The sequence below is a fragment of the Bacillus sp. ATD genome, from assembly GCF_050585765.1.
GTDB lineage: Bacteria > Bacillota > Bacilli > Bacillales > Bacillaceae > Bacillus > Bacillus stercoris.
Genome location: NZ_JBOBQH010000002.1, coordinates 78,232 through 96,257, shown reverse-complemented (window position 1 = coordinate 96,257; position 18,026 = coordinate 78,232). Strand labels below are relative to the sequence as shown.

General features: G+C 35.0%; 19 protein-coding genes and 8 pseudogenes. 9 read left to right on the top strand and 18 right to left on the bottom strand.

Annotation, left to right across the window (positions count from 1 at the left end; genetic code table 11):
- Window positions 1–49: 49 nt before the first annotated feature.
- The gene (locus tag ACQXR1_RS04840; protein WP_430771814.1) at window positions 50–448 is read right to left on the bottom strand and encodes a hypothetical protein; all 399 of its coding nucleotides are present in this window, start codon (window positions 446–448) and stop codon (window positions 50–52) included.
- Between the two features lie 143 nt (window positions 449–591).
- On the opposite strand from ACQXR1_RS04840, the gene ACQXR1_RS04835 reads away from it, so the two are divergent.
- Both ACQXR1_RS04835 and ACQXR1_RS04830 read left to right on the top strand, forming a co-directional pair.
- Window positions 592–1,110 carry an ImmA/IrrE family metallo-endopeptidase gene (locus ACQXR1_RS04835; protein ID WP_430771813.1) on the top strand — a complete coding sequence of 173 codons (519 nt, stop codon included), beginning with the start codon at window positions 592–594 and terminating at the stop codon, window positions 1,108–1,110.
- Window positions 1,110–1,508, top strand: a pseudogene (locus ACQXR1_RS04830) (sigma-70 family RNA polymerase sigma factor); the annotation flags it as partial. The gene ACQXR1_RS04835 and the pseudogene ACQXR1_RS04830, both read left to right, overlap by 1 nt.
- A 113-nt stretch (window positions 1,509–1,621) precedes the next feature.
- Here ACQXR1_RS04830 and ACQXR1_RS04825 read toward each other — a convergent pair.
- The 3 genes and pseudogenes from ACQXR1_RS04825 to ACQXR1_RS04815 form a co-directional block, all read right to left on the bottom strand.
- Window positions 1,622–1,721: pseudogene (locus ACQXR1_RS04825) on the bottom strand (recombinase family protein); the annotation flags it as partial.
- Window positions 1,682–1,854: pseudogene (locus ACQXR1_RS04820) on the bottom strand (hypothetical protein); the annotation flags it as partial. The pseudogenes ACQXR1_RS04825 and ACQXR1_RS04820, both read right to left, overlap by 40 nt.
- Before the next feature lie 166 nt (window positions 1,855–2,020).
- On the bottom strand, window positions 2,021–2,305 hold the full coding sequence (locus tag ACQXR1_RS04815; protein WP_430771812.1) for a hypothetical protein: 285 nt from the start codon (window positions 2,303–2,305) through the stop codon (window positions 2,021–2,023).
- Window positions 2,306–2,791: 486 nt separating this feature from the next.
- Between ACQXR1_RS04815 and ACQXR1_RS04810 the strand changes: the two genes are divergently transcribed.
- A complete protein-coding gene (locus ACQXR1_RS04810) occupies window positions 2,792–3,169 on the top strand; it encodes a hypothetical protein (RefSeq protein ID WP_430771811.1) in 378 nt (125 codons plus the stop codon).
- A 23-nt stretch (window positions 3,170–3,192) separates the two neighbouring features.
- Here ACQXR1_RS04810 and ACQXR1_RS04805 read toward each other — a convergent pair whose 3' ends face one another.
- Together ACQXR1_RS04805 and ACQXR1_RS04800 are read right to left on the bottom strand one after the other, a co-directional pair.
- On the bottom strand, window positions 3,193–3,264 hold the full coding sequence (locus tag ACQXR1_RS04805; protein ID WP_430771971.1) for a hypothetical protein: 72 nt from the start codon (window positions 3,262–3,264) through the stop codon (window positions 3,193–3,195).
- A gap of 167 nt (window positions 3,265–3,431) precedes the next feature.
- Window positions 3,432–3,784: pseudogene (locus ACQXR1_RS04800) on the bottom strand (phage tail assembly chaperone); the annotation flags it as partial.
- A gap of 150 nt (window positions 3,785–3,934) precedes the next feature.
- Here ACQXR1_RS04800 and ACQXR1_RS04795 point away from each other — a divergent pair.
- Complete coding sequence (locus ACQXR1_RS04795) at window positions 3,935–4,027, top strand: putative holin-like toxin (protein WP_221626017.1); 93 nt, start codon at window positions 3,935–3,937, stop codon at window positions 4,025–4,027.
- A 384-nt stretch (window positions 4,028–4,411) separates the two neighbouring features.
- Here the strand turns inward: ACQXR1_RS04795 and ACQXR1_RS04790 are convergent, their stop codons facing one another.
- The 4 genes and pseudogenes from ACQXR1_RS04790 to ACQXR1_RS04775 form a co-directional block, all read right to left on the bottom strand.
- Window positions 4,412–4,663: a phage tail tube protein gene (locus tag ACQXR1_RS04790; RefSeq protein ID WP_430771810.1), complete on the bottom strand. Its 252-nt coding sequence runs from the start codon at window positions 4,661–4,663 to the stop codon at window positions 4,412–4,414.
- Between the two features lie 67 nt (window positions 4,664–4,730).
- Window positions 4,731–5,331: pseudogene (locus ACQXR1_RS04785) on the bottom strand (phage tail sheath C-terminal domain-containing protein); the annotation flags it as partial.
- A 16-nt stretch (window positions 5,332–5,347) separates the two neighbouring features.
- Window positions 5,348–5,506 (bottom strand): recombinase family protein, encoded by a 159-nt coding sequence (locus tag ACQXR1_RS04780; RefSeq protein ID WP_289707684.1) that lies wholly within the window; start codon window positions 5,504–5,506, stop codon window positions 5,348–5,350.
- Between the two features lie 326 nt (window positions 5,507–5,832).
- The gene (locus ACQXR1_RS04775; RefSeq protein WP_430771809.1) at window positions 5,833–6,738 is read right to left on the bottom strand and encodes a LysR family transcriptional regulator; all 906 of its coding nucleotides are present in this window, start codon (window positions 6,736–6,738) and stop codon (window positions 5,833–5,835) included.
- A gap of 130 nt (window positions 6,739–6,868) precedes the next feature.
- On the opposite strand from ACQXR1_RS04775, the gene ACQXR1_RS04770 reads away from it, so the two are divergent.
- On the top strand, window positions 6,869–8,134 hold the full coding sequence (locus ACQXR1_RS04770) for an APC family permease (RefSeq protein ID WP_430771808.1): 1,266 nt from the start codon (window positions 6,869–6,871) through the stop codon (window positions 8,132–8,134).
- A gap of 521 nt (window positions 8,135–8,655) precedes the next feature.
- Here the strand turns inward: ACQXR1_RS04770 and ACQXR1_RS04765 are convergent.
- Complete coding sequence (locus ACQXR1_RS04765; protein WP_430771807.1) at window positions 8,656–9,786, bottom strand: aspartate phosphatase; 1,131 nt, start codon at window positions 9,784–9,786, stop codon at window positions 8,656–8,658.
- 185 nt (window positions 9,787–9,971) lie between these two features.
- Between ACQXR1_RS04765 and ACQXR1_RS04760 the strand changes: the two genes are divergently transcribed.
- Complete coding sequence (locus ACQXR1_RS04760) at window positions 9,972–11,897, top strand: ribonuclease YeeF family protein (RefSeq protein WP_326273204.1); 1,926 nt, start codon at window positions 9,972–9,974, stop codon at window positions 11,895–11,897.
- Between the two features lie 13 nt (window positions 11,898–11,910).
- A complete protein-coding gene (locus ACQXR1_RS04755; protein WP_326273202.1) occupies window positions 11,911–12,198 on the top strand; it encodes a hypothetical protein in 288 nt (95 codons plus the stop codon).
- A 126-nt stretch (window positions 12,199–12,324) separates the two neighbouring features.
- Here the strand turns inward: ACQXR1_RS04755 and ACQXR1_RS04750 are convergent, their stop codons facing one another.
- From ACQXR1_RS04750 to ACQXR1_RS04735, 4 genes and pseudogenes are all read right to left on the bottom strand, one after another.
- Window positions 12,325–12,600 carry a barstar family protein gene (locus ACQXR1_RS04750; RefSeq protein ID WP_326273200.1) on the bottom strand — a complete coding sequence of 92 codons (276 nt, stop codon included), beginning with the start codon at window positions 12,598–12,600 and terminating at the stop codon, window positions 12,325–12,327.
- Between the two features lie 18 nt (window positions 12,601–12,618).
- Window positions 12,619–12,801 (bottom strand): annotated as a pseudogene (locus ACQXR1_RS04745) (ribonuclease domain-containing protein); the annotation flags it as partial.
- Window positions 12,802–13,293: 492 nt separating this feature from the next.
- Entirely contained in the window at window positions 13,294–13,737 is a 444-nt protein-coding gene (locus ACQXR1_RS04740) for a hypothetical protein (RefSeq protein ID WP_326273198.1), read from the bottom strand.
- 60 nt (window positions 13,738–13,797) lie between these two features.
- Window positions 13,798–14,334, bottom strand: coding sequence for an AAA family ATPase (locus tag ACQXR1_RS04735; RefSeq protein WP_430771806.1), 537 nt, complete (start codon window positions 14,332–14,334; stop codon window positions 13,798–13,800).
- Between the two features lie 269 nt (window positions 14,335–14,603).
- On the opposite strand from ACQXR1_RS04735, the pseudogene ACQXR1_RS04730 reads away from it, so the two are divergent.
- A pseudogene (locus ACQXR1_RS04730) lies at window positions 14,604–14,864 on the top strand (ImmA/IrrE family metallo-endopeptidase); the annotation flags it as partial.
- A 662-nt stretch (window positions 14,865–15,526) separates the two neighbouring features.
- Window positions 15,527–15,647 (top strand): annotated as a pseudogene (locus ACQXR1_RS04725) (DUF255 domain-containing protein); the annotation flags it as partial.
- A gap of 201 nt (window positions 15,648–15,848) precedes the next feature.
- On the opposite strand, the gene ACQXR1_RS04720 reads toward ACQXR1_RS04725, so the two are convergent.
- The 3 genes from ACQXR1_RS04720 to ACQXR1_RS04710 form a co-directional block, all read right to left on the bottom strand.
- Entirely contained in the window at window positions 15,849–16,325 is a 477-nt protein-coding gene (locus tag ACQXR1_RS04720; RefSeq protein ID WP_151257286.1) for an HXXEE domain-containing protein, read from the bottom strand.
- A gap of 628 nt (window positions 16,326–16,953) precedes the next feature.
- Window positions 16,954–17,730 (bottom strand): sulfite exporter TauE/SafE family protein, encoded by a 777-nt coding sequence (locus tag ACQXR1_RS04715; RefSeq protein ID WP_430771805.1) that lies wholly within the window; start codon window positions 17,728–17,730, stop codon window positions 16,954–16,956.
- A gap of 59 nt (window positions 17,731–17,789) precedes the next feature.
- Entirely contained in the window at window positions 17,790–18,017 is a 228-nt protein-coding gene (locus ACQXR1_RS04710) for a sulfurtransferase TusA family protein (RefSeq protein WP_012116896.1), read from the bottom strand.
- Window positions 18,018–18,026 lie beyond the last annotated feature (9 nt).

Sequence of the window (18,026 nt, the reverse complement as noted above, 5' to 3'; positions counted from 1 at the left end):
CTGGCGGTTCTTTTATTGTATTTCCTGTTTTAAATAAACTGATTCATTATCATTGGACAGTACCATAATCAAAATCAATATCTTTCTTGTCTAAATCCCCCTTAAAATTTTTAGCATAAGTCATGGTTAAATGTACACTTTTATCTATCCACCAAGTTCCATCATCAGTGTTCGTATCCCAAGTAACATCTATATCCCTACCCAAATTCTCAAAAAACACCAAATTTCCAACAGCTACTGTTTTTCCGTCGATCTTGTAATATATTAAAACAATTTTCTTATCGAATATACCTGTTCCGTGCTTTACGATTGTTAAACTGTAAGGCTTATTAGGACATTGCTCTTCAAATATAATTTCAGGATTTAAAAATAAAACATAACAGATGAATAAAATGGGCACAATCATTAACCTTGTTAATAATTTTTTATTGATATTAACTCCCTCCAACCAAGAAACTCCGTTTAACAATCCAATTTATTTGGATACCCCTGCATCTTTTGGACGTTTTTCCTATGAAAAAAGTTGTACCTTCCCTATAATATTTAACGAATCCAATTTTTAGATTGTCGTCTTTAAGGAGGTTTTTCATCTTGAGGTATACAAACAGTCATTTAGAGGATTGGATTGAAAACTTATACAGGAAGATTGATATTACAGAACCTGAACAAATTAATTTTGAACGGATTGCCGAGGCTTTAGATATCAGGCTTTCGTTTAAACCTGTTACAAGCTTCGCACTTAAACACAGCGGGATTTATAATATATGCTTGGACAGCCGAAAAAGCCGAACTGAACAATGGTATGATTTCGCTCATGAATTTTGCCATATATATAGACATGAAGGTGATAAAAAAACAATGCCGTCAACTTGGACTGATTATTTAGAGTGGCAGTCGAATTATTTTACATATCACTTTTGCATTCCAACTTTCATGTTGCGTAATATCAACCTTCCTTACATACAATCACATGCAATTGAAAATATAGCTTGGTTATTTAAGGTATCCCCTTCGTTTGCGAAGAAACGTTTGAGCATTTATTACAGGAAGCTGACTCAACCTTTATTTAATCAAACTGTTACGGGAAATCTGTGCACCCCCCTTTTGTAATTAATAATGAAATCCTCATGCATTTGCGCGCATTGAAAAAAACAAAAAAAGATGTGTCCCTTCACGATCCGATCGGGCAGGATAAGGAAGGGAATGAAATAAGCCTGATTGATGTCTTGAAATCAGAAAACGAAGATGTGATAGACACGATCCAGCTCAATATGGAGCTTGAAAAAGTGAAACAATACATTGACATTTTAGATGACCGTGAAAAGGAAGTGATTGTCGGGCGGTTTGGACTTGATTTGAAGAAGGAAAAAACGCAGCGTGAGATTGCCAAAGAACTCGGGATCTCGCGCAGCTATGTATCGCGGATTGAAAAGCGGGCGCTGATGAAGATGTTTCATGAGTTTTATCGGGCAGAGAAGGAAAAGCGGAAGAAGGCGAAGGGGAAATAATGCAGAAGAGGCCGGATCTCATGTTCCGGCTTTCTCTATTTTACTAAAGTTTCTTTTAAAAGAAATAGAGAAAGAATATATAAAAGAGTTATGAACATCATTTTGTTATCACTGATAAGCTCCCCAGAAAATCCTTCATCGGCATACTTCAGCACAAAGTCCCTGCTTTCTTTTACAGGCCTCGATCTGGCTGTCAATGCTGGATCCCTTGATCGCTTGTTCCTCGGTCGATACCCTTACATATATTGCTATCACCCTGGATCTCCTTCCTATAGAGTTTTATTAAATAATGATAGCAATCGTTAATGCATTTGTCAGCTTGCGGTCCCTCGATGGGTAATGCTATGTAGGAGCTGTTTGTCCAAATGAAGAGATTTTCAATGAGTATGAAAACAAATAAAAAAACCGATGGTTTGGATCATCGGTTTCTTCTCTGACGCATACCACGCCCACTATTCCCTCATATTCAGTTGTCATTTTCCAAAGTGCAATAAATATTTAAAATCATCTAATTAAAGTTCAACTTCAAATTCTTCTTGATCTTCAAATTCTTCCTCCATTTCTTCTATTCGCAATACTAAATAATCTTTAATTTCTTCAAGGACCTCAGGAATGTCCCTAACAATAGATAGTCCAGCTAATGTATTCTTTCTATAAAAATCCATATAAGAGTCCCTTTGTTTTTCTTTTTTTGCGTATTTAGGAATTAAATATTTCCTAATACTGTTATCTAAATCACTTTGTAAATTATCAGTATACAATATTAAATTGATAATTTTGAAACCAGTATTGTTCATCGACCATTTCTTTTAATTTTTCAATATCCTCTTTTCCAAACTGCCCATCTTTTAAGTAATATGAAATTAATATTTGATTATTTGACATGATGACAATGCTTTTTTTCTCTTCCAATATTTCTGTAAATTCAAAGGTTTTTATCGCATAATAAAAATAAGTTGCTCTTCATTAAATTGTTTTTTTAGTGCTTCTCTATATCTGACTTGGAAGAATTTATATAACCTTTTCTTTTCAAAATTGCTCATAACATTGAATTTATCAACTGATGTTTTAGAATAATCTGTTTTATACATTGATTTACCATATGAATAAAGTATTCTTTCAGACCTATATGCCTATCTCCCTTAAAAACTTTCCTAAATTATTATTTTAGTACGATAAGGAAATTTTAAGGGGATAGACAGCTAAAATGTGGTATCGTTATTACCGTTGGTTTAAATCCTAATTTTTTTCAGTTCACAGATATTAAATTGGAGGACCGTTATATGAAAAAAATAACTCTTATTCTATTAGCTCTAATTATTATTATCGGAGGCATCACCCTAATTGTTCATTTTAACAATCGAAAAGTAGCTGAAGCTAAGATCGATCAGTATATTGCTGATTATGGTATTCCAAAAAAAGAGATTAAATCAGAGGATTACCCTATGTTTAAATCTTTGAACGCACCTAAAGGATTCTTTAAAACTGTTTATGTAAAGAACGAAACTGACAAAAACAACTATTACATTTTTCACTACGATCCTTCTAACAAAAAAGTTACGTTTTCAGGTGTTGTGGATGGAAATGAAGTATCAATCAATGATAAATTAGTTAAAAAACTGAAGTATCAACCTTCTGATGAAGTATTGAATCAACAATAAATAACTCAAGTTTCGCTCTAGTCTTAGTCCATAAATACCTCGACAGAAAGCCCATGCATTAACTGGAATCGTCTAACTGCATCTGCTGTTTTCAGTCCAAAAATGCAATCTATGCCATTATGTTTCGCTCCTTTATCCGGGTAGAAATTTAGAGCTGCTCCAGCTTTCTATATCTGTTCATCAAAACTGGTGAGTATGCGAACTTGCTGAACTAAGCAAGTTCGCATACTCACCGCCGACAAGATCACGTTAACTGCTTCAATAGAGTACGAGTTGCAACTTCTCCTGGATCTTCATCTTCTGTTTTTCACGTAGTTCCCGTTCCTTAACGTTAAACAGATAAACAGTTGTTTCAACTGCAATGCGAGCATAATAGCGTCGGCTGGCTAATTCTTTCACACGCTCACGAATTTTTTATACTTATTGTAATTTTTGTTTTCTATCTCTAGCTCACCAACGCGTTCTGTGGTAATAGCTTTGAACCAAATGGTATTACCTTTCCTTGCTTGTCTAAATCCGCTTAGACATAAGCACGCTTACTTTTTTCGCTTCAATTGGTTGTCCTGGCATAAAGAATGAAAGGTCGTATACTTTTTCGTTTTGTTTTTCACTCATATTGATCAGTCACCTTTGAAATTAAAATCAATTTTAATCCAACAAAAAAGACAACCACAAATATAGTTGTCCAGTGTATAATTATTCCTGTACCATTTGCACGGCTAACTCAAAGGTAGTCTGCTGGCTAAAATCCCCTAAAAGGGGGTGATGCCTATGTCAACATTTCAAGCCCTAAGCCTAATGCTTGGAACGGGAATGTTTATTCTCGCTTTGTTGACGTATATAGACAAAAAGAAATAGACCACCCTTTGAGGCCTGAGAAACTTCTAGGGGAGGTCCATACTAAATACACCTATAGCCAGTTCTCCAATGAGGAGCCAGCATTTGTACTGGCCGGAGTGTTGCAGCACTCCGGTATTTTTTATTTTATGCATTTTTTTGAAAGAAATACAATTCATATTTTAATCTTGTTCAGTTGGATTACTTCTAACGTAATCTTACCACATTTTTTCGTGAATATCTCGTCAGAATTTCGTGATTTTTTACGCAAGCTTTTCGTAATCTATTTCGAGATTTTGTGAAAGTGATTAGAATGTTGATTTTAACTGCTTCGGAACACCAAAGTCCTCAAAGGTACTTGCTTCTAAATCAACATCAAGCCCAGCCATTTTCTCCAAGTTCATCTCATACAAGGTTACGATCTGAAGATGCGTCTTCCAGAACAGCTTGTAAAGTGAAGTAAGGATCACTTCTCTTTTTCACATAGTCCATCTTAATAAAAACAAATTGAGAGGTCATCTTATAAAAAGTAGCTGTCCCTGTCCCGTTTGCACCGGTTGTTTTATACCGGTGCAAACGGGACATGATAATTACCCCTCGAATTTGTTTTCTCCACGTTGTCTTCAAACATTTTGATATGGGCCATTTCTTCTCCATCAAGAAACAGCCTGCCTTCTTACCGGAAATGGTGTTTTGCGCTATTTAATACTATTTTTATTTCACCTCAATGTTGAGGTGTTATTTTCCATATACATCGATTGGTTGAACTGGTTAATAAAAAGCTGTCTCGATCATTATTCAGAGCAATTGTAATGTCATTCTCTGAATCAAAAACAGTAATGCCTCCGTTATCCTAAAGAACACTCAAGTATTGAAAATCAACGTTTTCACGAACTGAAGACCGTCATTTGTAGCAGGAACGTCGCTGCCGCTCGCTTTGCGAAACTCGATCAATGCTTTCAAAAGAGATGTAAGGTCACTATTAATTGCATCAAGTACACGGACAATTTTTGTTTTTCTGAAACTCTTATTTTCTCTACTGTTAGGCTTGTGAGTGAGTTATTGTCCAATTCAACCGAAACTGATTTATCACGTGAATAGTAGGTAAACAAGAATTCCCCATATGTCATTGTTTAACAATTTCGTCGTTGTCAATTCGTTATTAAGAATGTCTACAACCCTCTCGTATTCTACAAATATCAGTGATTTGTTAAATGTAGTCCCGGCACTTACGTAGGCACCCCAAGACGTAGATTTTCAAGGAGTTATCTTCGTTCGACACCATCTGTCACGTTGATAATACCTTTGTGATCCCTTTGCAAATTAAAAGTAGTACGCCTATTAGCAGTTCAAAGCCGGACGTTCTAACAGTTTTCCAGAAAAGCATTCATTGTCAAACTTCAGAGCATCCTCGTTCCTGCTCTCCATGCAGGCGCCGGTCTGGCTGTCGATGCTCGCCCCCTTTATCGCTTGTTCCTCGGTCGATACCCTTACATACATCTCCATTGTTATTAAATAATAATAGCAATCGTTAATAACATTGTTCAGCTTGCGGTCCCTCGAGGATTATCACCTTTTACATAGCATCGCCCTTGGGCAATGCTATGTAATAACTATATTTGTCCTAATGAGGTGATTTTCAATGAGTATGAAAACAAATAAAAAAACCGATGGTTTTGATCATCGGTTTTCAACACCACTAGGTCTTCAATAAAAAAGCTGAACTGTGCTTTCTGTTACAAAACCTTTATATATCAACGTTTGTTTAGATTATAGGTGCTTACAATTATTTATTCTGGCGTAAGAATGAAGTAAGATTTTAAAGATCATTGACTATAAAGTCTGGTTTTTTCCCATAATTCCGCATGTTTTTTTACTATATTCATAAATTCAACCATCGCTGTGGAAAGCCATCTTTTTTTATGATATGCCATCTGCGTTATAATACGTGTTTCATCCATAATTAATCCACTTAATTTGTTTTCTTTTAACTCTTTTTGTACAGTGATCAACGGTAATAGTGAAATTCCTAAACCGCACAAAACGCACTGCTTTATAGCCTCAACACTCCAGAATTCAAAGGTATTCTCCGAAACCAGTCCTTGGTGTTTCATATACTCTTCAAAATAAGTACGGTAGCTGCACCCATGTTCTGTATATAAAATCACTTCATCAGATGAAAAATAAAAATCATCAAATGAAATATTTTTTAACTGATGCTGTTCAGGGAATATCAATATCATTGGCTCAGTTATCAGTTTTTCTATATATAAATCAGATTCCTCTTGTTCATACTCCAACAGAAACGCTAAATCCACCTTCCCATTTCGGAGATCATCTTTTAATTCCCAGCACGTCGATGATTTTAAAGTTACTTTCACTTTAGGAAAAAGCTTTTTGAATTCGTGAATAATTTGAGGTAAACGGTAAACCGTTAAAGATTCCGGGGCACCAATAACGAGATTCCCCATAGGTTCATCGCTTAATTGTATTTGTTTTACTTTTTCAGAAATCCTGATCATTTCGTTAGCGTAAGGAAACAAACGTTCTCCCACTTCAGTTAACAGCATTTTCTTCCCAAAACGATTAAATAACGGTTTTCCTATTTCTTGCTCTATATCTTTAATATGTGACGTTATGGTTGATTGGGCATAACCCAAATATTCAGCTGCTTTTGTAAATCCTCCCTTTTCCACTATTGTTATAAATGTTTTTAAATGCCGTATTTCCATCATTCCTCCCCCTTTAAACATTACTAATTCCGATGGAAAAGATCATATATATCTATTTTACTGATGAAAGGAAACAAATTACAATTGAAATATGAACGTAAAACACGTTTAGGAAGGGATGGAATGAAAAGTGAGAGAAAGAAAACTTGGTCCCGTACTTTTAAGCGGATTAATTGTCGGACCTATTTTGGGATCTGGGATCATTTTGCTACCACCAATCATTTTTGGAAAGACTGGGGATTATGCTGTTTTCGCATGGTTTATTATGATAATCATTAGTTTTCTATTTGCTTCATTGTTTGGAAAGTTAAGTGTTGAATTTCCAAATGAATCTGGTGTTGCACATACAATTGAGCTTGCATTTGGACAGCATATAAAACAATTAACTTCTGTATTTTTTATTATTGCGGGCAGTATGGGACCAGTTGCTGTTCTCATGACAGCCAGTCAATACCTCAAGGCTTTATTCAAAAATAATGATTGGCCCTTAGAGATATTTGGAATCATTCTTATGATGATTTGTTTATTCATTCTATTATCGAATACCTCTTCTGTCGGAAAAGTGTCATTTATATTTTCCACAGCCGCCACAGTAGTATTGTTAAGTGGAGGGATTAGTTCAATTCTCCATACGAAAGATAAAGCTTTTATTAAAACCCCATTTCATCTTGATGACTTTGGTTACAGTATTCTTTTGCTTTTTTGGACTCTAGTAGGTTGGGAAATTATAGGTAATTATAGTTTGGATGTCAAAAACAGAAATAGAACGATTCCCCAAGCAATAGTAATAAGCTCAGCTGTCATTACAACGGTTTGTATTGTTGTAGCTGCTGCTTATCAATGGATTGACTTACATCACGCACATACTCACTTAAAATTAACGATTATTTTAATTCCAATGCTCGGAACGTTTGCTTACCCGACAATGGCTTTTATCACAACAATATTATGTATGAGCACATATCTATTAGTTACTGGTGGAGTATCACGTCTAATAGCTTCGGAGACTAAAAAAATGACCTTGATTTCTTACCGCTCCAAAACCAATATACCGATTGGATCTATTGGTTTATTAACAATAGTTCATGCCTTTGTTTTTATTCTTTTATTTTTACATCTCATTAATGTTGAACAAATAGTTGGAATCGCTAACGCTTTCTTTATTAGTAATGCGATTTGTGGTGTTTTGTCTGCATATAAATTATTGCTTGGAAAGTTTTCAAAGAGTTTATCGATAATACTTATTATCTGTTTTTTGATTATCCTATCTTTCTCATCCTTATGGACTTTATTAATGATTGCCCTGATAACTACCTTTTATCTGATCCGACACTTTATTTGGGTACGTCAATTAAAGAAATCCGCTACAAATTCTCAGGGCAAATTGCGATTTTAATAAGTCTGCATTTCTCACTCATACTTGGATGTATTAACAGGAACAAGAGATTTTGTTGTTTCTGTTACAATTATTACTTACTGACACCTTCCATTCATTGACGCTATTTTATATTCATTTCGGCCGAAAATGAGCACTATTTTCAATCCATCCAAATAAAAAAAGGAAGGTTCCGCTCTTCCTTTAGTCTCTAACTTGATCTCCTGCAATTTTGAAACCACCAGTTGAAGCACTGTCTGCATCAACAAAGTGAATTTTAATAAACTAATCTCTTAATACTGCTTAATTCACCATTGAGAGATCTTCCTTCAGAACCAAAAAGTTATTGTGGTCACACCGAAAATTTATATTGTGGTGCCCTACTACCTTAATAAAAAACCCTCAATTAAGAGGGTTTAATCAGTTTTCATGTTTGATTTCGGTCAGAAAGTTGATGATATGCAATACCTTGCTCAACAGTAAAAGTAGTAACGAGACCTAAACTTAAAGTTACTGCAGTAAGAATAATGATTACGCTCTTTTTAAAATTCATACAGGCATTCTCCCCTCTGAATTTGTTTTTGCGTTTCAAGCATTTTTTGATGATAAACATATGATGTTTCAAATTCCTTTGATTTTGCAAAAACTTCAGCCGTATCAATTGCGATATCTTCCACATACGCATAATTCTTATTTCTTTCTAAGTAATCAATCGTTTTTTTGATTCCCACTTGATCTACTGCATTAATATAAAGTGCTTCCAAATACTTTTGCAGGGACACAAAAAGTTTATCATCTTGAGATATTGCAGCTAATAAACCCTTTTTACTCATTTTTATTGCTTCACTTGTTTCCCCTTGCTTAAAAAGAAATTTAGCGTATGTAAACAGTGAATGTGGTAAATTGCTCAACTTAGCACTTTCTGATACCTTGGCAGCCTCATTTAAGAAATGATCTGCTTTATCATTTATTCCTAAATCTGCGTAATTCTTTCCGAGATTGTAGTAAGCCGAGCTAAGCAGCCTTTCATTGCGATCTAATTGTTTGGATAACTCTAAGGCTTTTTCAAGGTGCGGCAGGCTTTTCTCGAAATGTTTAAAATCAACGTAATTTCCAGATATCACGAAATGACATTGTATTTTTCGCACTTTATAAAGTTCATATTGATTATAAATGTCCATCGCTTGTTTAACATGGTGCATCGAGATATGATTTTGCTTCATAATATAGTAAGCTTCAGCCAACTTAAAATGAAATTCCGCCTTCTCAATATCATCATTAACATGAGTAAGGTGTTTTTCTGCTTCTCGATAAAAACCAATTGCTTTGACATATTCCCTCTTATCAAACTCATACATTCCACGAAAAAAAAGAGAGTAGTAAGACAACAGACCAGTTATCCCCTTATTGGATGCTTCTATTTTTTCAAGCAGTTCATCAATAGTTGGCCTGATTCTTGTTATAACTGGTTGCAAATAATCTAACATAAGCTGATGACGGAATTTCATTAGAGAGAAGTAAATAAGTAAATACTCATCTTCCTCCATCTGATTGATCTCTTGTTCCACCTCTGCCTTTAAAATCTCTGCATCCGGAACACTGAATTGACGTATCATTTTATACCATTCATTGATTTTCACGCCAACTTCTGACGATGATAAAACCGGATTCACAGGACCCCTCCTTTTATGTCTTTTTATATAATCTTCTAACATTTCAAAAAAGTGTTTGAACCGCAAAAAAACCGCAAACTTTTTATTCGGTATCTTTGATATGATTAATCAAGATCATTTTAGATTAGTTTCATCATTCTTCCATGGTAATATTTTATTATACAATTAAATGAGAGGATATGATTATGAAAGTCTTTGAAGCTAAAACACTTATGTCTGAAGCTACAGACCGCGCCAAAGAATATAAAGAACTAAGGACGCAAATGGTCAACTTGAGAAAAGCTTTACAAAGCGTCGCTGAACTTGACGACAGCGAATTCTCAGGTAAAGGCGCTAATAACATTAAAGCATTCTATCACGATCATGTTGGTGTCACCGATCAATGGATCGATTACATTGACATGAAAATCGCATTTTTTAACAGCATTGCCGGAGCTGTCGAGGACAAAGGTCTCTCTGATGCTTATATTGAAGAATCCTTTTTAGAACATGAACTGGCTAACGCCCATAAAAAATCAAAGTCCATCATGTCTGAGCAGAAAAAAGCCATGAAAGATATCTTAAACGACATTGACGACATCCTCCCGCTCGACTTGTTTTCAACAGAAACCTTCAAAGATGAGCTTGCGGATGCCAATGATAAACGTAAAAAAACAATTGAAAAACTAGGTGACCTTGACGAAGATTTACTGACAGAATATGCTATGTCGGAACCAAATGAACAATTCATCAAGTCAGATTTCCAAAAGCTCCAAGAAGCAACTGGCAAAGGCAAAAACGCTACGCCCATCCACTACAACGCCAAGGCGTACCGTGAGAGTGATATACATAAGAAAAAAGGCGATATTGAGAAGCGAACGGAAGCTTATTTGACGTTTAAGAAGAAAAAAGAAAAAGAACGGGAAATCAAAGAATTACAGAAAAAGCTCAATACGTTGGTTGATGATCCTGACGAGTATCTAAAAGTTGCTAAAGAGATTGGATACGACAACCTCACCACTGAACAACAGGAGTATGTTAAATCCCTCGAGTTTTGGGATAATCCTCTTCGAGCGACCAAGGATATTTTGAAAGAACAGATTGACGGTGTATATGAAGGTTTATTAGCCGGTATAGATGATACAGAGAAGACGGTTAAAGAATATTTAGCCCCTATAGATGCAGCGGGTAAAAAATATCTAGGTCCAGTATATGAATACTATAAAGGCAAACAAATGGCATATTATGATTTTTCGAAGGAAACTGGTGAAGGACTTTTAGGAATTGCAAAATTCGGGATCGATCTCGGTTTAGATCCAAAAGGAACGATAAAGTCCGTTTTTGAATTCGACTATAAAAAAGCCTGGGATTCTACTTGGGATGAGGTAAAAGAAAGCTGGGACAAAAACTTTGTACACGGAGATATGTATTCACAATCGCACTACACCACATATTTCACTTTGAATGTAGCCAGCCTATTCATATCAGGCGGCGGTGGTGCTGTTACAAAGAGTGGGTCCGTCGTTTCAAAGGTCGGGAAAGTCGCAGAGAAGGGAATCAGCAAGTCGGGTAAAAAAGGGGTAAACAGTGCCGGAAATGTTGGTAAATCTGCATCAAAAAAAGTAGTAAAAGACACCAAAGACTTTGGGAAACTTTTAAAAAAAGGTTTAGAGTCAATACCAAATCCTTTTGCTAAAGAACTTCTGTTAGCTAGCGATGTTCCTATAAATGTGCTAAACTTACAAAAATCTGGACAAGATACAATTCAACAAATTAAAAAGTCTTTTGATGTTGATCATGGTTCTAAGGGGAATGCTAATAGTAGTAAGATAACCAGTGAAGCTAAATCCGTATCGAATATGAAAGAATTTTTTAATGATGGATTTGGAAAAACTATAAAAAACAATGTTACAAAAACAAAAAATCAATTCCAAGGCCAATCAATCTATGAAGTTAATAAAAAATTGGATAATCCGTATCTGAAAAAAGGCGATAGATTTTATTTAGATAATTTGCACAAGGATCATTTAGAAGTTTTCGATAAAAGAGGAAATTTAAGAGTAGTGTTGAATTTGGATGGAACATTGAACGAAGTTAAGACTAAGAATGCCATTGGAAGAAAATTAAAATAGGTGGTTAAGATAGATGAAAAATATTGATAAAATCTTTAGTTCTTTAAAAAAATTAAATGAAAAATATAATAGTACATTAATTTCAACAGAAGAACTTTTAGAAGAAGAGGAAAATATTAAAGAACTTCCGCAAATAGATGAAAGAATGAATAAAATTTTAGCTAATTTAAGTCAAATTGAAGATAAAGAAAAACTAACTTCTGAATTACTACAGTTACATTTAGTAATAGGTGATATAGAATGGCAGTTTGACCAAATACATGAGATGGTTAGACAGGTAATCGAAAATATTGAGGATTAATATTATAAAAAAGGCCCTCTTTTCAAGAGGGCCTTTCTTATTTATAAAATACCTCAGAAGCATTCTTGAACCCAAGTAAAGCCGCTAAGGTACTCTTTTCAAATTCACAAAACTAAAAAAGAAAGTCTACTCTACTATTATTTTAAACTCACCTTCTAATTCCTCTTGAGCCTCTTGCAAAACTTCTAATACATCATCAGCGTATGAACCTAATAACTTTTTACTCAACTCAAAATTTCTCCAAACTAAAGTTTGCGGCAATTCTATCCACCCTGTAAGGCAATCCCATAAAGCGTCTAAATTTTTCCCATAGTAGTCTGGGAAATTTAATTTATCTTTTAGTGCATTATGTAACCCTTCTTTATTTTCAAAGTCTTTTCCATCTACAACTATTTTTTTCATTAAAAATTATGTCCTCCATTATTTTAACTTAACAAACGTTTTATAATGATCTGTTGTTTTATATATTAATCCATCATTCGAATAGAGTAATCTGTCATTCCCTCTGTAACCTGTGGTATAGTTTATATCAGCTTCACGCACTCTATTTTTAGCTTCAGGAAGACACTTTTCTCTGTTTTTGTATATATCTCCCCCGATACTTTTACCCGGTGCTACTTTTGATAAATTACCTTTTTTGCTTTCCCATCCTAATTTTTTTGCTTCTCCTTAGTTATGTAATTATCAGGACATCGTCCATTTTTCGCCTAAAATCGGAAACTTCAGTACAGCTATTAAGTACTTTCTTTGTCTTAACGCTACTCTCTACATATTTTGTGCTTTTGTTAGTTTTTGATACAGTTCCTGCTAATTTTCCTGAAACCTTAGCGTTAACTCAATGTCCTGAATGATAAACCGTCAGCGACCTTCTTGTTGGGGCATGAGGGTCTTTGATCTTTTCATGTATTCGGTTTACGGCTTCAATTGTTGTCTTATTCAAACCCAAAGTTGAGCAGTGTTCTACTTTTTATTTCAGGGATTGGAGGACTTATATGCATTGACTGGTTTTACTTAATACCAGCTGTATAACAGAAAAGAACCGCAACTGGCGGTTCTTTTAGTGTATATTCTTATTTTAAATAAACTGCTTCACTATTATTGGACAGTACCATAATCAAAATCAATATCTTTCTTGTCTAATTCCCCCTTAACATTTTTAGCATAGGTCATGGTTAAATGTACGTTTTTATCTATCCACCAAGTTCCATCATCAGTATTCGTATCCCAAGTAACATCTATATCCCTGCCGAAATTCTCAAAAAACACCAAATCCCCAACAGCTGCTGTTTTTCCGTTGATCTTGTAATATATTAGAACAGTTTTCTTATCAAATATACCTGTCCCGTGCTTTACGATTGTTAAACTATAAGGCTTATTAGGACATTTCTCTTCAAGTATAACTTCAGGATTTAAAAATATAACATAACAAATGAATAGAATTGGTACAATCATTAACCTTTTTAAGAATTTTTTATTGATATTTAACCCCTCCAACAGCATACTGATAGCGATATAAAAAAACAGCTCAGTAAATGCCATACTGGTACTTTCTTTGATTTTTAAATTTATTTTCTTATGTAGCTATCGCTATCCGTTAGTTTAATTAGAATCCAGATAATCCAAGACACGGTCAACTCTTTCATTGACTGAGTAATCGCCTTCAATCTTTAGCACTGGACAAGATAAATCTGCCATCCAATGTTCGTGTAATGCTTTACTTCTAACTTCCATTCCAGCAGTGTCATATAAAGAAGCCCATTCTAAAAATGCTTTTGATTGTTCATATTTACTGCCACCGGCTAACACTTCATTTCCATAACGCTGAAATTCCCTATGCCTTAATCTCTCAAGCCGTATATCTTGTGGAATCCATAAGAAGACGACAAGGTCAAAATAACTTTTTAGATTATCGCCCCAGCCACACACTGCACCAGAAAGAATCCATTTCTCATTTATTGTTAAGTCTGTTTCAAGCAACCTTTTTCTTTCAGGAATTTCTCTTTTTTTAGTGAATTTATCTAACCAATAGTAATTATCAGTATCAAGATGCGTATGAGGCAAACGCTTTGATAATGCAGCACCCAATGTTGACGTTCCGGCACCAGAGGCTCCCAATATGTGAATATTTTTTTTCATACTTCCCCCTCCTTATTAAGCAACCAAACTCCCTGTTTGTTGCATAAGGTACTTACTATTATTTTGACATAAATCCCTAAAGACCTTTACTTTTCTAGGGAAATCCAGATGCGTGTTAAAATCATCATACTTACGATAACAGTCCTTATTAAATGGATTCATTCCCCATCTACTTGGACGAATTTCCTATGAAAAAAAGTCTTGATTTCCCTATAATATTTAAGCGAATCCAATTTTTAGAATTGTCGTCTTTAAAGAGGTTTTTCATCTTGAGGTATACAAACAGTCATTTAGAGGATTGGATTGAAAACTTATACAGGAAGATTGATATGACAGAGCCTGAACAAATTAATTTTGAACGGATTGCCGAAGCTTTAGACATCAGGATTTCATTTAAACCAGTTACAAGCTTCGCACTTAAACACAGCGGAATTTATAACATATGCTTGGACAGCCGAAATGTATCGCAGATTGAAAAGCGGGCGCTGATGAAGATGTTTCATGAGTTTTATCGGGTAGAGAAGGAAAAAGCGGAAGAAGGCGAAGGGGAACATCATTTTTGTCATCACTGATATGCTCTCCGAGAAAGACAGTCTGGATCATAGCAGATGATTTGGCTTATGGGGCCTTACTGACACCCTCCTGACCCCCTCCCTTAAGCAGTTCAAAGCCGAACGTTCTAACAGCTCTCCAGAAAAGCATTCATTGTCAAACTTCAGAGCATCCTCGTTCCTGCATTCTTCATGCAGGCTCCGGTCTGGCTGTCGATGCTTGCCCCCTTGATCGCTTGTGCTTACACGACACCCTTACAACATTTCCATTTTCAATAATATCCATCGTTAATAACATTGTTCAGCTTGCGGACCCTCTTATGATTATCACCTCATAGAATGCATCACCCCTTGGCAATGCTATGTAACAGCTGTTTGTCCTAATGAGATGATCTTCACTAGGTAGGATAAATAAAAAAACACCAAATGTGTTGTTGGTAAGTTATATTGACTCCATCTGAAGTACCCTTTAAGTAGTTGCTTTATTCACAAATAGATTAGAAGTCCACAGAACAAGGCTATAAAGATATAGCTTGCGGTATACCAAATAAAGAAAATCATACTCGATAATAAATCATAAAGAAAGAAGGTGATCCCATGCCCGCACAATAGACCCAATGCTGAGAAGTCTCCTTACTTAACATGCTCACAACCGTGTAAACTGGTGCCCTTGGGGAGAAGAAGCCTTCGAAAAAGCGAAACACGAAAACAAGCCGATTCTGGTCAGCATCAGTTAATTCGATCTGCCATTGGTACCATGTCTCTCTTAAAATAACCACAAAAGGCAACCAGTTTCAGCTGCCTTTTAATAATTTCATTGCAAATTTTTAGAAATCTAGATTCAAAAACTTTTTCTCTTCTAATTTAAATACTGTTGTTTTTTCTTTTGTTTCACTCCATTTTATCTTGACCTCTAATTTGTGTCCCTTAATATCTTCCTCAATTCTAATCAATTCAAACTCATTAAGGAGATACTTTATCACCAACTTTAAATAATAATGGAATAAGTGCTAATAAAATAATTCCTACAACCAACGTAGATATTATTAACTCCTTCCATACAATCAAATTCTTTAAAAACATTTGATAAATGACTAATGAGTTTACTGGAATATTAAGCAATAAGCCCGTGAGAAGTCCAGGTGCATACTTTTTCATTAAAACAGTTGCGATAAGATGTGGAAAAATAGCGTTGATAACCATAGAACCTAGAAAGCCAATGAAAATCCATTTTGCAATATCTGATTCTGGCATATATAAAAAACCAAATGCAGATAAATAAGCCAACATAGTTATAACAATGACAGCAAAATGAAATTCATTTGAGGTTACTGGCTTTTGAAACTTTGAAGGTTGTTGTGACCACTTAGGTAACCAAATAGCCTCCTCAATATTATGCAGTGTAATAGCAAAACAAAAAAACATTACGAAATAAACCATCTATCATTTCCTCCTCAGTGCCACGTCTCTTAAAGGAATCAACCAATATGGGTTGGCAACATTATATTACATATGAGGGTGATATGATATGGTGTTAAAAGACAGCAAAAGCTGCCTAAGTAGTTGCTTCTTTTTTATATGCTTAATAACGTGTTGTTGGTGCCATGTCATGATATTCAAATATAATAACTCTAAAGCAAACAAAGATACCCATATAGTTTGGCATCTTCTTTTTAGTTCGAATCCCTCAACAAAAGTGGTATATTATCAGTTACAAAGCACGCCGTTTCAAGCATTTGAAATCATGCCATACAGCCTATTATACAAAATAGACATAATTTATATTAACTCATTAATACCCATTAAACCAATCAGGATTAAAACGTTTTAAAAAAATGATCAAAGGTGAAGTTATGGTTTTTTTATTTTCTTAACGTTGTCCTAATTCCACTGGACGCCACTAAGTCAAATGCATTTCAAGGTACTATGTCAGACTTGTCCAAGTCACCATTATCAAAATGAATTTCATCAAATACTTGAAACATTTATTGAACATGGCCAAGTGTCATAACATTAATAAGAAACCAACGAGTAATGAATCATTTAATCTTTCATTTTACCCGCTGACTCATATCAGCTCTAACCAAATTTTAATAGCTGTCGCACTTATTAATAACGCTAAAATCCATTGCAGGAATTTTGTATTTACTTTTTGCCCAACTGATGCGCCAATAGGAGAAGCAATTAAACTGGCAATCATAAGAACCAGAGCCGGTACAAAAAGAACCTGGCCCGTGATTACTTTTCCAACTGTTGCGCCAATAGATGAAAGAAATGTAATCGCAAGAGATGAAGCGACTGTGATTCTAACAGGAATATTTAAAATTGATAACATAAAGGGGACCAGGATAAAGGCGCCGCCAGCTCCTAAAACACCCGATACACCACCAATGATAAACGCTAGGGACGAAGCCAACCATTTATTAAATATCACTTCTTTGTCTTCGCTTTGTTCTTGTCCTTTTTTAGGTATAAACATTAAAATAACTGCTAAAATAGCCAGAATACCGTATATAAAGTTAATTCCTTTTTCAGATATATAATGAGAAAAGTAACTCCCCAATACACTCCCTACAAGGATGCTGCTTCCCAAGTAAATAATTAATGCTTTATTTAGAAGACCACTCTTACGATAAGCCCAAACACCGCCAAGTGTCGCAAAGAAAACTTGAATAGCCCCTATCCCTGACACTTCATGGGCAGTTAATGACATCACTCCCACTAAAGAAGGAATGTACAATAGCATTGGATAATTAATAACTGCTCCGCCAATACCAATCATTCCGGAAATAAAGGCACCAATAAACCCTATAGTGAAAAGAGTTGTGATAAAGGCAATATCCACTTTGGTTTCCTCCTTTCAAAGGAAAAGGGTATCTTTTTATTCGATACCCTTTCCATTCATTAGCCTTTTTTAATCCAGAATTTCAATACATCGCCTTCATCAGTTTGCTCTAAAAGGTCATGCCCGCCTGATTTAGACCAAGCTGCAAGATCACTTTTAGCTCCCTTATCTGTTGCATGCACTTCTAATATTTGACCTGATTCCAGTTCATTCATCGCTTTTTTTGTCCTGACGATTGGCATTGGGCATGCCAGGCCTTTTGCGTCTAATACTTTATCTGATTTCATGTTCATCTC